Annotated in this window: 10 protein-coding genes; 2 read left to right on the top strand and 8 right to left on the bottom strand. The window is 69.4% G+C overall.

Annotation, left to right across the window (positions count from 1 at the left end):
- Positions 1-54 precede the first annotated feature (54 nt).
- The 8 genes from DLJ58_RS15310 to DLJ58_RS15345 all read right to left on the bottom strand — a co-directional run bounded on the left by DLJ58_RS15310 (position 55) and on the right by DLJ58_RS15345 (position 8,989).
- Positions 55-1,119 carry a sensor histidine kinase gene (locus tag DLJ58_RS15310; protein ID WP_244218948.1) on the bottom strand — a complete coding sequence of 355 codons (1,065 nt, stop codon included), beginning with the start codon at positions 1,117-1,119 and terminating at the stop codon, positions 55-57.
- On the bottom strand, positions 1,116-1,781 hold the full coding sequence (locus tag DLJ58_RS15315) for a response regulator transcription factor (RefSeq protein WP_124856999.1): 666 nt from the start codon (positions 1,779-1,781) through the stop codon (positions 1,116-1,118). Before DLJ58_RS15315 ends, DLJ58_RS15310 begins: the two co-directional genes overlap by 4 nt.
- A gap of 336 nt (positions 1,782-2,117) precedes the next feature.
- Positions 2,118-3,299, bottom strand: coding sequence for a saccharopine dehydrogenase family protein (locus tag DLJ58_RS15320; RefSeq protein WP_124857001.1), 1,182 nt, complete (start codon positions 3,297-3,299; stop codon positions 2,118-2,120).
- Positions 3,299-4,765 (bottom strand): NAD(P)/FAD-dependent oxidoreductase, encoded by a 1,467-nt coding sequence (locus DLJ58_RS15325; protein ID WP_124857003.1) that lies wholly within the window; start codon positions 4,763-4,765, stop codon positions 3,299-3,301. Before DLJ58_RS15325 ends, DLJ58_RS15320 begins: the two co-directional genes overlap by 1 nt.
- Before the next feature lie 82 nt (positions 4,766-4,847).
- The gene (locus tag DLJ58_RS15330; RefSeq protein WP_124857005.1) at positions 4,848-5,684 is read right to left on the bottom strand and encodes an ABC transporter permease; all 837 of its coding nucleotides are present in this window, start codon (positions 5,682-5,684) and stop codon (positions 4,848-4,850) included.
- A gap of 58 nt (positions 5,685-5,742) precedes the next feature.
- Positions 5,743-6,651, bottom strand: coding sequence for an ABC transporter permease (locus DLJ58_RS15335; RefSeq protein WP_112582421.1), 909 nt, complete (start codon positions 6,649-6,651; stop codon positions 5,743-5,745).
- A complete protein-coding gene (locus tag DLJ58_RS15340; protein WP_124857015.1) occupies positions 6,648-7,799 on the bottom strand; it encodes an ABC transporter ATP-binding protein in 1,152 nt (383 codons plus the stop codon). The genes DLJ58_RS15335 and DLJ58_RS15340 overlap by 4 nt, the downstream gene beginning before the upstream one ends.
- Positions 7,800-7,804: 5 nt before the next feature.
- The gene (locus DLJ58_RS15345) at positions 7,805-8,989 is read right to left on the bottom strand and encodes a polyamine ABC transporter substrate-binding protein (RefSeq protein WP_124857007.1); all 1,185 of its coding nucleotides are present in this window, start codon (positions 8,987-8,989) and stop codon (positions 7,805-7,807) included.
- 214 nt (positions 8,990-9,203) lie between these two features.
- Between DLJ58_RS15345 and DLJ58_RS15350 the strand changes: the two genes are divergently transcribed.
- Positions 9,204-9,716, top strand: coding sequence for an Lrp/AsnC family transcriptional regulator (locus DLJ58_RS15350; RefSeq protein WP_091394101.1), 513 nt, complete (start codon positions 9,204-9,206; stop codon positions 9,714-9,716).
- A 549-nt stretch (positions 9,717-10,265) separates the two neighbouring features.
- Complete coding sequence (locus DLJ58_RS15355; RefSeq protein ID WP_124857009.1) at positions 10,266-11,612, top strand: aspartate aminotransferase family protein; 1,347 nt, start codon at positions 10,266-10,268, stop codon at positions 11,610-11,612.
- The last annotated feature ends 5 nt before the right edge of the window (positions 11,613-11,617 follow it).

The following is an 11,617-nucleotide window of genomic DNA, read 5'->3' on the forward strand; positions in this document are numbered from 1 at the left end:
CACCACAGGCGGGGTCCAGCGGTACGTGGACCCCGGTGACTGTGGGTGGAAGTGTCAGTTCAAGGTGGGTAGCTGGACGTCGACCCGCAGGCCGCCGTACTCGGCGGGCCGGGCCGCGATGATGCCGTCGTGGGCCTGGGTGATCGAGCGGGCGATGGCCAGGCCCAGGCCGGCCCCGCCGCCCTGCGAGGTCCGGTCCCGGGCGAGCCGGCGGAACGGCTCGAACAGACCGGCCACCGCCTCGGCCGGCACGGGCTGACCGGTGTTGACCACGGACAGCGCGGGCACGCCGCTCACCACGACAGTCAGTGAGCCGCCCGGCCGGTTGTACTTGATCCCGTTCTCCACCAGGTTGGTGACCAGGCGTTCCAGCAACACCCGCTCGCCGACGACGACCCGGGGTACGAGATGGGTCTCCACGGTGACCCCGGCCTCCCGGGCCCGGTCCCGGTATCCGGCCAGCACCGCCTCGACGATCGTGTCCAACCGCTGCGGTATCCGCGATCGGAGGCCCTGGTCGCTCTCGCTGAGCGCGAGCAGGCCCTCGATCAGTCGTTCGTTGCGCTCGTTGGTCTCCAGCAGCTGACTGGTCAGCAGCTCCAACTGTTCGCCGCTGAGCGCCCTGGCCATGCCGACCTCGATGAGCGTCCGCTGCACGGCGAGGGGCGTCCGCAGCTCGTGCGAGGCGTTCGCGGCGAACCGCCGCTGCCCCTCGTACCCGGCGGAGACGCGTTCCATCATCTCGTCGATCGCCCGGGACAGCCGGGCCAACTCGTCGCTGCCCCGGGGCCGGATCCGGTGACCGAGGTTCTGCGGGCCGAGGTGCCCGATCGGCCCGGCCAGGTCAGCGACCGGGCGCAGGCACCACACCGCGGCGAACCAGAGCCCCACCAGGACGGCCAGGGTCACGAGCAGGACGGCCACCAGGGGCAGCATGAACGCCCCGGGCCGTACGTTGCCGCACACCGTCGACAATCCGGGCATGGGCAGGTCGCAGAACTGCTGCCCCCAGGTCCAGGTCATCCCCGACAGCCACTTGCCCATCGCCGGCAGTATCGGGCCGGCCAGCAGCGCCAGCAGCCCCACCAGCAGCACCCGTCGTCGGGGCGTCCAGCTCACGCCGCGCCGCCGATGCGGTAGCCGGCCTTCGGAACGGTGTGGATGATCGCGGGATCGCCGAGCTTCTTGCGCAGGGTCATCACGGTGACCCGTACGGCGTTGGTGAACGGGTCGGCGAACTCGTCCCAGGCCTGCTCCAGCAACTCCTCGGCGCTGACCACCTGGCCGTCCGCGCGTAGCAGCACGTGCAGCACCGCGAACTCCTTCGGGCTCAACGCGAGGGGGCGGCCGTCCCGGGTGGCCAGGTGCCGGCCCACGTCCAGTGCCAGGCCGTCCTGGGCGAGCACCGGTGGCAGCGCCGGCGTTGACCGTCGCCCGAGGGCCTGCACCCGGGCCACCAGTTCGGCGAAGGCGAACGGCTTGGTCAGGTAGTCGTCCGCGCCGAGGCCGAGGCCCTCCACCCGGTCCCGGATGCCGGCCGCCGCGGTGAGCAGCAGCACCCGGGTGCCGACCTGTGAGTCGGCGATACTCCGGCACACCTCGTCGCCGGTGTGTCCGGGCATGTCCCGGTCCAGCACCGCGACGTCGTACCGGTTCACCCCGACCCGCTCCAGCGCACCGTCCCCGTCGTAGCAGACGTCGACGGCCATCGAGAGGCGGCGCAGCCCTTCGGCCACCGTGTCCGCCAACAACCGCTCGTCGTCCGCCACCAGCACCCGCACGTTTTTCCGCTCCCCCAGTTCGGCTTGCCCGGCATACCGTCGCAGGCCCGGGTTAAGGGTTCTGTAAGCACCCGCCGCAGCCATCCTCCACGTGGGTGTCCAGCGGGCAAACCACCGCAAGCCAGTCCCGGTCGACTTCGTGCCCGTGTCACGTCATCTGGGTCGTCCGTCCCCGAAGGCCCCGGCGGTTGGCGTGTGGGGGTGAGCTGCGTCACGATGGGGGCCGAGGAGGTCGCCCGATGGCTGACCCGTGGCTCGCCCTGGAGTTCGGCGTCGATCCGGCGGAGCGGATCGCGGCGACGACGGAACTGTCGCGATGCCGTCAGCGGGGCGGGCTCACCGCTCCTCCATCGCCCACGGCGACCCGTAACCGTTCAGCAGGTCGAGGAAGGGCATCGGGGGCAGCGCCTCCGGCCCGAGCACCCCGACACCGGCCCACGCGCCGCCGGCGAGCAACTCCAGTGCGACGACCGGGTTGACGGCGGTCTGCCAGACCACCGCCTGGTGCCCGTACTCCCGCATCGACCACTCGTTGTCGACCACGTGGTACAGGTAGACCTCGCGGGGTCGACCGTCCGGGCCGAGGCCGCGTACCCAGGTGCCGGCGCAGGTCTTGCCTCGCATCCGGGCACCGAGCGTGGCCGGGTCGGGCAGGCTCGCGGCCACCACGTCACGCGGGGAGACCTCGACGCCACGCACCCGCACCGGGGAGACCGCGTCCAGGCCAAGCTTGTGCAGCGTCTTGAGCACCTCGATGAACTCGTCGCCAAGGCCGTACTTGAAGGTGACCCGCCGGGCCTTGACCCAGCGCGGGATGAGCAGCACCTCCTCGTGCTCGACGTTGACGCACTCGACCGGCCCGATCCCCTCCGGAAAGTGGAAGACCTCCGGCTCGGAGAACGGTTCGGTGGTGAACCAGCCCCGGTCCCTCTCCCAGACGACCGGCGGGTTGAGGCATTCCTCGATGGTGGTCCAGATGGAGAACGAGGGCGCGAAGTCGTACCCGTCGACGGTGAGGTTCGCCCCGTCCCGGACCCCGATCTCGTCGATCTCACTGAACAGTTCGTCGGCGGCGTAACGGGCGAACACGTCCGACAGGCCTGGCTCGACCCCGATGCCGCACAGCGCCAGCCGACCGGCCGCCGACCAGGTGTCGGCCAGCGCGAACTGTTCGTCGCCGAGCTTCACGCCGGTCTCGGCGTGCGACAGCGACATCGCCATGTCCAGGTAGTCCGCGCCGGCCGCGAACGCGCCGTCGAAGATCGGCATGACGAACCGCGGGTCGACGGCGTTCAGCACGTGCGTGATCCGGTGCTCCCGGCACAGCGCGGTGACCGCATCGGCCGAGGCGGCGTCCACCTGGGCGGCGACGAACCGGTCACCGTGTCCGGCGACCGCCCGCTCGGCCCGAACGGGGTCGTGGTCGGCGACCACCATGGTCTCGAAGAAGGTCCGTCGGGCGGCGATGGCTACGGCGGCGGAGCCGACGCCACCGGCGCCGACGAGGAGGACACGCATCAGGAATCAAACCCCAAACCGAAACGATCGAGAGTACGGAGCCAGAGGTCGCGCCGACCCTCGCGCGCGTCGGCGCGGGCCAGTGACCAGCGGGTGAGATTGATGCCGACCGCGCGGACGGGTTCCGGCGGGAACGGCAGTGGCTTGCGGCGAACCAGGTCGAGCCGGGTCAGCGGGGTGTTCCCGCCGTCGAGCAGGTCGAGCAGCACCCGGGCCCCGAAACGGGTGGCCCCGACGCCGAGGCCGGTGTAGCCGGCCGCGTACGCCAGCCGACCGCCGTAGGCGGTGCCGAAGAACGGGCAGAACCGGGTGCAGGTGTCGATGACCCCGCCCCAGCGGTGGCTGAACCGCACGTCGGCGAGCTGCGGAAACGTGGTGAAGAAGTGGCGGGCGAGGGTGGTGAAGGTGGCCTGTCGTTGCTCCAACTCGGGCGCGACCCGGTTGCCGTAGTGGTAGACGGCGTCGTAGCCGCCGAAGAGGATCCGCCCGTCGGTGGTGATCCGGTAGTAGTGGAACTGATTGGCGGTGTCGGCGAGCCCCTGCCGGTTGCGCCAACCGATGGCGTCGCGCTGGGCCGGGGTGAGCGGCTCGGTCATCAGCACGTGGTCGTAGACCGGCACCAGGTACGCCCGCAGCCGGCGCAGCAGCGGCGGGAACGCGTTGGTGGCCAGCACGACCCGGCGCGCCCGTATCGAGCCGGGCAGGCCGGCGGCCCGGGTGTCGACCCGGCCAGGGTCGGCCGATTGAGCTGCGGGACCGGTGCCCAGGGTGCTGGCGTGCAGCGCGGCACTGTCGGCGCGCAGGCCGGTGACCCGGGTGTGCTCGTGCACGCGTACGCCGAGGTCGAGGCAGGCGCGGCGCAGCCCCCAGGCCAGCTTCGCCGGGTCCACCATGGCCACCCGGTCGGCGTCGAACATCCCACCCAGGTACGTCGGTGAGTGCACCTCGGCGCGCACCTCGTCCCGGTCGAGCAACCGCACCCGGTGGCCGTACCGGCGGGCCAGGTCCGCGTCGGCGGCCAGCCCGTCGAGTTGGTACGGCTCGACGGCGACGGCCAGCTCACCGGTGCGCTCGAAGTCGCAGTCGATGTCGTACTTCGCGACGGTGGCGGCGATGGCGTCCAGGTTGTCCCGGCCGAGGCGTTCCAACTCGCCGACCTCCTCGGGGAACCGGTCGACGCCGTTGGCGAGGCCGTGGGTCAGCGAGGCCGCGCAGAACCCGCCGTTGCGCCCGGACGCGGCCCAACCGCAGGTCCCGGCGTCGACGAGCAGCACGTCCCGGTCCGGGTCCGCCTGTTTCGCCAACAAAGCGGCCCACAGTCCGCTGTAACCACCGCCGATCACCAACAGGTCGGCGGAGTGCCGACCAGCCAGTGGCGGTAGCGGGTCGGGGCGGTCCGGACGATCGAGCCAGTACGGCACGGGTGCCGCGTCGGCCAACGCCCGGCCGGTATGCGAGAGCGTCATGACGGCACCGGGCCAGCGCGATGCCGGGTCAGCGCGGTGACACCGGTCGGACGATCCGGAGGCCGAACCGCATCCCGGAGGGTCATGACGACCGACGCAGGTGACCCGACGGCCCGGCCAGCAGGTTGGCGCGGCGGGCCCGCCGACCGCGCAGCGAGCTGAGCCCCACGAGCAGCAGCGCGACCGCGAACATCGCGGTGCCGATCACGTTGACCTGCGGTGGGATGCCACGCTGGGCGGCGCCCCAGACGTACATCGGGAACGTGACCGTGGTGCCGGCGTTGAAGTTCGTGATGATGAAGTCGTCGAAGCTCAACGAGAAAGCGAGCAACGCGGCGGCCACGATGCCGGGCAGCACCAGCGGCAGGGTGATCCGCCGGAAGGTCTGCCACTCGTTGGCGTAGAGGTCCATGGCGGCCTCCTCCAGCCGCCGGTCCATCCCGGCGAGCCGCGCCTTCACGGTGACCACCACGAACGACACGCAGAACATCACGTGCGCGATCACGATGGTCCAGAAACCCTGCGGTACGCCCGCCGACACGAACAGGGCCAGCAACGACGTGCCCATCACCAGCTCCGGGGTGGCCATCGGCAGGAAGATCAGCACGTTGATCCCGGATCGGCCACGGAAGCGGTGTCGGACCAGCGCGAACGCCATCAGGGTGCCGAGCACCGTGGCGACCACGGTGGCGATAAAGCCGATCTGCACGCTGCGGACCACCGCGTCGCACATGTCCGAGGTGGCGCACGGCTGCCGCCAGTTGTCCAGTGTGAACTCGTTGAAGTCGTACGACAGCCGGCTCGACGGCCGGTTGAACGACAGCGCGGCCACCACCAGGATCGGCAGCGCCAGGTAGCCGAGCACCAGCAACGCCACGATCATCACCCAGCGGTCCGCCAACCAACGGGAAACCCTCATCGGAGCCGCCTTTCAATCGCGACTGCGGGGCTCCGCTGCGCTGCACTCCTCGCGCTCATCAGAGGACCTCCTCCGTGCCGGCTCGACGGAGGTAGCCGAAGACCACCGCGAGGATCGCCGCCATCAGCAGGAACGACAGCGCGGCGCCCTGCGGGTAGTCCAGCCGGACCAGGAACGCCGAGTCGATGACGTTACCGATCATGTATTCGTTCGGGGTGCCGAGCAGTTCGGCGTTGATGTAGTCGCCGCTGGCCGGGATGAAGAAGAGCAGCGTGCCGGCGACCAGACCGGGCATGGACAGCGGCAGCGTGACCCGACGGAACGCCTGCACCGGGCTCGCGTACAGGTCGGTGGCCGCCTCCAGCAACCGGGGGTCCAGCCGCTCCAGGCTCGCGTACAGCGGCAGCACCAAAAACGGCAGGAAGTTGTACGTCAGGCCGAGCACCACAGCGAACGGGGTGGCCAGCAGCCGACCGTCCGGGGCGAGCAGGTGCACGTCGCGCAGCAGACCGACGAGCGCGCCGTTGTCCGACAGGATCGTCTTCCAGGCCAGCGTACGGACCAGGAAGCTGGTGAACATCGGCGCGACGACGCAGACCAGCAGCAGGTTCTTCCAGCGGCCGGCCTTCTGCGCGATGGCGTACGCCAGTGGATAGCCCAGCAGCAACGCCAGCACCAGGGCCAGCCCGGCGTAGCCGAACGAGCGCAGGAACTGCGGCCAGTACGCCTGTAGCACGTCCGGGTAGTTGCTGACCGCCCAGGTCATCGCGTACCCGGTGGAGAGCGAGCCGCTGGGGTCGTACAGGCTGGCTGCCGCCAACTGCACCAGCGGCACACCGAAGAAGATGAGCAGCCAGGCCGCACCGGGCAACAACAGGAGGTACGGCAGGAGTCGGCGTCGCCCGGATCGGGCTGCCGGTGGCGCGGGTGGCGGGTGCCCCGCCCTGGTGGGGGCCAGCAGGGTCACGACGACGCACCCACCGGCTCGTCCAGCACCGGCGACGTCCGGTCGGTGTCGGCGGCGTCGCGGGGCAGCAGGAACGCGTGCCGCGGATCCCAGTACGCCACGGCCTCGCTGCCGACCGCCACTGGCGTCGACGTCCCGCTGTTGGCGGCGAAGACCGACAACTCGGTGCCCCAGCCGGTGCGCAGCAGGTACTGCGTGCTGACTCCCACGTAGGAGGCGTCGGTGACGACTCCGGTGACGTGCTGATGCCCGGCGGGCACCTGGTCGGCGGAGCCGACCAGAATCAGCTTCTCGGGGCGTACCCCCAGGTGCACCGGGCCGTGGTCGGCCCGCGACCGGCCGGCGGGCACCGAGAAGCGCGTGCCGTGCGCCGTCAACGCGACGTCGCCGCCGCTGGCGCCGGTGGCCTCGCCGGCGAGCAGGTTGGACTGGCCGAGGAAGTTCGCCACGAAGGCGGTGGCGGGAAACTCGTAGATGTCGGCCGGGGCACCCAACTGCTCGATCCGGCCGGCGTTCATCACCGCGACGGTGTCGGCCATGGTCATGGCCTCCTCCTGGTCGTGGGTGACGTGCACGAAGGTGATGCCGACCTCGGTCTGGATGCGCTTCAGCTCGATCTGCATCTGTCGGCGCAGCTTGAGGTCGAGTGCGCCCAGCGGCTCGTCGAGCAGCAGCACCTGCGGCCGGTTGATCAGGGCGCGGGCCAGCGCGACCCGCTGCTGCTGACCCCCGGAGAGCTGGGCGGGGCGGCGGCTGCCGTACCCGTCGAGTTGCACCAGCGACAGCATCCGGGCGACCTCGTCGTCGACCGAGCGGATGCCGCGTCGGCGCAGCCCGAAGGCCACGTTCTCGAAGATGTCGAGGTGCGGGAAGAGCGCATAGCTCTGGAAGACGGTGTTGACCGGCCGCTTGTACGGCCGCAGCCGGGCGATGTCGGTGTCACCGAGCAGCACCTGGCCGCTGGTCGGCTCCTCCAGGCCGGCGATCATCCGCAACGTGGTGGTCTTGCCGCAGCCGGACGCGCCGAGCAGCGCGAAGAACGAGCCCTGCTCGATGGTCAGGCTCAGGTCGTCGACCGCGGTGAAGACGCCGAACCGTTTGGTGAGGTCGGCCAGGCGCAGGTCGCCGGCGGGTGTCTCGCGCGCCATTCTCGTCACGCCCCGATGACCTGTTGGAACTTGCCCTCGTACTCCTTCTCCTGCTTCTCGTCCAGGGCCATGAACACCTTGGACTTCGACAGCAGCGCCTCGTCCGGGAAGATCAGCGGGTTGGCGGCCAGCTCGGGGTCGATCTTCTCCATCTCGGCCTGAGCGCCCTTGACCGGGCAGATGTAGTTGACGTACGCGGCGAGCTTCGCCGCGACCGCCGGCTCGTAGTAGTAGTTGATCAGCGCTTCGGCGTTGCCTTTGTGGGTCGCCTTGTTGGGGACCATCATGTTGTCGCTGTAGAGCATCACGCCCGAGTCCGGCGCGACGAACCGCACCTTCTCGTCCTCACCGGACAGTTGGATGACGTCACCGGACCAGCCGATGCACGCGGCGATGTCGCCCTTGGCCAGGTCGGGCGCGTAGTCGTTGCCGGTGAACTTGCGGATCTGCCCGGAGTCGACGGCCTTCTTGAGCTTGTTGAGGGCGTCGTCGAACTGGGCGGCGGTGAAGTTCGCCGGGTCGTGCCCGTTCGACCCGAGCAGCAGGCCCATGGTGTCGCGCATCTCGCTGAGCGCGGTCACCTTGCCCTTGAGGTCGGGGCGGGTGAGCAGTTCGTCGACCGTCCGCAGTTCCTTCGTGACGTTGCCGTTGTAGGCAAGGCCAGCCAGGCCGGACTGCCACGGAATGGAGATCCGGTTTTCGGCGTCGAAGGGGCGGTTGAGCAGCGACGGAAGCAGGTTGGCCTGCACGTTCGGGATCTTCGCCGGGTCCAGCTTCTGGATCCAGCCGAGCCGGATCATCCGGGCCGCCATCCAGTCGGTCAGCACGATGATGTCCCGGTCGGTGCTCTGGCAGGCGGCGAGCTGGTTCTGCACCTTGCCGAAGAATTCGTTGTTGTCGTTGATGTCCTCGGTGTAGGTCACCTGAATGCCGGTCTTCGTGATGAACTCGTCGAGGCTCGGCCGCTTGGACTCGTCCTTGTCGTCCACATCCATGTACTGCGGCCAGTTGGCGAAGGCCAGTTTCTTCTCGGTGCCGGAGAGGTCCTCGCTGACGCAGCCAGCTTCGGTCTGTTGCGCGCCCTTGGTGCCGCAGCCCGCGAGGCTGCCACCCATGGTGAGCAGGGCGGCCGAACCGAGAGTGCCGGTGAGCAGTCCACGCCGGGAGAGGGGCCGGAGGGGAGTACGCATGACGACTCCTAGGGGGTCATCGTCGGCGGGCGGGACGGGGAGGCACGCCGGCGGGAATGTCGGGAGGGTCAAGTGCCATGGACGACTGATCCTGACATGAGGTGACCTCCCTTACAAGGGATTCCGTTGCCGGAATAGCGATGCACGACGAAATACGCCAGACTACGCGGGGATACACGCGCGACATCACGATTCGGGACATGGGGAGCGGGCAATGACAAACCGGCAGCACGAGAACAGCAATGGCGGTCGACGCGTCGCTGTCCGTGACGGCGCCAATCACGCTCTGCTGGATGACGTGGCCAAGCAGATCATCGAGCAGCTCCAGGAGGACGGCCGCCGCCCGTACGCGACGATCGGCAAGGCGGTGGGGCTGTCCGAGGCGGCGGTCCGGCAGCGGGTGCAGCGGCTGCTCGACTCCGGCGTGATGCAGATCGTGGCGGTGACCGATCCGCTCCAGCTCGGCTTCAACCGGCAGGCGATGATCGGCCTACGTACCGACGGCGACCTGGAAGCGGTCGCTGACCGGCTGGCCGAGTTGGACGAGGTCGACTACGTGGTGATCACCGCCGGGTCGTTCGACCTGCTCACCGAGGTGGTCTGCCGCAACGACGACCACCTGCTGGAGATCCTGCAACGACTGCGCGCGGTGCCCGGGGTGCTCTCCACCGAGGCGTTCGTCTATCTCAAGCTGCGCAAGCAGACCTACACCTGGGGTACGGCCTGACGCTTGGCCCTCTTGATCCGCCCGCCGCTTCCGCCCACTCGGCGCTTGGCCGACTCGCCGATTGATCCACTCGGCTTCACCAATGTCGCGGTATCAACCACGCCCGGACACCGCGATCCCAACGAAACGGAGTGGATCGAGCCGGCGGCCGAGGGAGGCGCTGTCACCAAGCGGGCCCTTTGGAGCTGATGCCGCAAACGAATCGGCGGGACGCCGGAACCCGGCGACGAGCCGGCCTGCCTACCGGACCGACAGGCACGAATCCGGGAGGGGCACGTGGCGCAGCCCCGACAGGGCGGCCGTGATGTCGCAAACGATTCAGCTCCAAAGGCAGCCACCAGCACACCTCCGACCCCTCCCAACCGCCGATCGACCGACCAGCGGTGGTGCGGATTCCGTTGCATCTGTGACGGGTCTGCGCTAAATCCGTCGCCAACCGACCGTGATACCGCCGATAACACTTGCTTCGGAGGTTGAGACTGTGCGATAACCGTTGGCAGAGCGGCCGGCCTCACCCCTTTGACCGGCCCGACGACCGATGGGGCTGACATGGCCAACGCCACCGACCACCTCTGGATGCACTTCACCCGGATGGCGAGCTACTCCGCCGGTGAGGTGCCGACCATCGTGCGCGGCGAGGGAGCGTACGTGTGGGACGCGCAGGGTCGCCGCTACCTGGACGGGCTCGCTGGGCTCTTCGTGGTCAACGCCGGCCACGGCCGCACCGAACTGGCCGAGGCCGCCGCCAAGCAGGCCGGCGAGCTGGCCTACTTCCCGCTCTGGTCGTACGCGCACCCGAAGGCCATCGAGCTGGCCGAGAGGATTGCCGCGCTCACCCCCGGCGACCTCAACCGGATCTTCTTCACCACCGGCGGCTCCGAGGCGGTGGAGGCGGCGTGGAAGCTGGCCCGTGCGTACTTCAAGCGCACCGGGAAGCCCAACAAGTACAAGGTGATCAGCAGGTACATCGCCTACCACGGCACCTCCATGGGCGCCCTTTCGATCACCGGCCTGCCCGGCATCAAGAGCGACTTCGAGCCACTGGTGCCGGGCGCGATCAAGGTGCCGAACACCAACTTCTACCGGGCGCCCGAGCACGGCGACGACCCCGAGGCGTTCGGCCGCTGGGCCGCCGACGAGATCGGACGTGCCATCGAGCGGGAAGGCCCGGACACGGTCGCCGCGGTCTTCCTCGAGCCGGTGCAGAACTCCGGCGGGTGCTTCCCACCGCCGCCCGGCTACTTCGAGCGGGTACGGGAGATCTGCGACGCGTACGACGTGCTGCTCGTCTCGGACGAGGTGATCTGCTCGTGGGGGCGGTTGGGCGAGTACTTCGGCGCGGTGCGCTACGGCTACCAGCCGGACATCATCACCACCGCCAAGGGCATCACCTCCGGCTACGCCCCGCTCGGCGCGATGATCGCCAGCGACCGGCTGATGGAACCGTTCCTCACCGAGACCGGCATGTTCGCCCACGGGGTGACCTTCGGTGGCCATCCGGTCTCCTGCGCGGTGGCCCTGGCCAACCTGGAGGTGTTCGCCCGCGAGGACCTGGTCGGGCACGTACGCGCCAACGAGGACGCCTTCCGGGCCACCCTGGAGAAACTGTACGACCTGCCGATCGTCGGCGACGTCCGCGGCGACGGCTACTTCTACGGCATTGAACTGGTCAAGGACAAGACCACCCGGGAGACCTTCACCGAGGCCGAGTCGGAGCGTCTGCTGCGCGGCTTCCTCTCCACCGCCCTGTTCCAGGCGGGCCTCTACTGCCGGGCCGACGACCGGGGCGACCCGGTCATCCAGCTGGCCCCACCTTTGATCGCCGAGCAGCAACACTTCGACGAGATCGAGCAAACCCTCCGCACAGTCCTGACCCAAGCCTGGACCAAGCTCTAACCCAC

This window comes from Micromonospora arida, assembly GCF_003857035.1.
In the GTDB taxonomy this organism is placed as follows: domain Bacteria; phylum Actinomycetota; class Actinomycetes; order Mycobacteriales; family Micromonosporaceae; genus Micromonospora; species Micromonospora arida.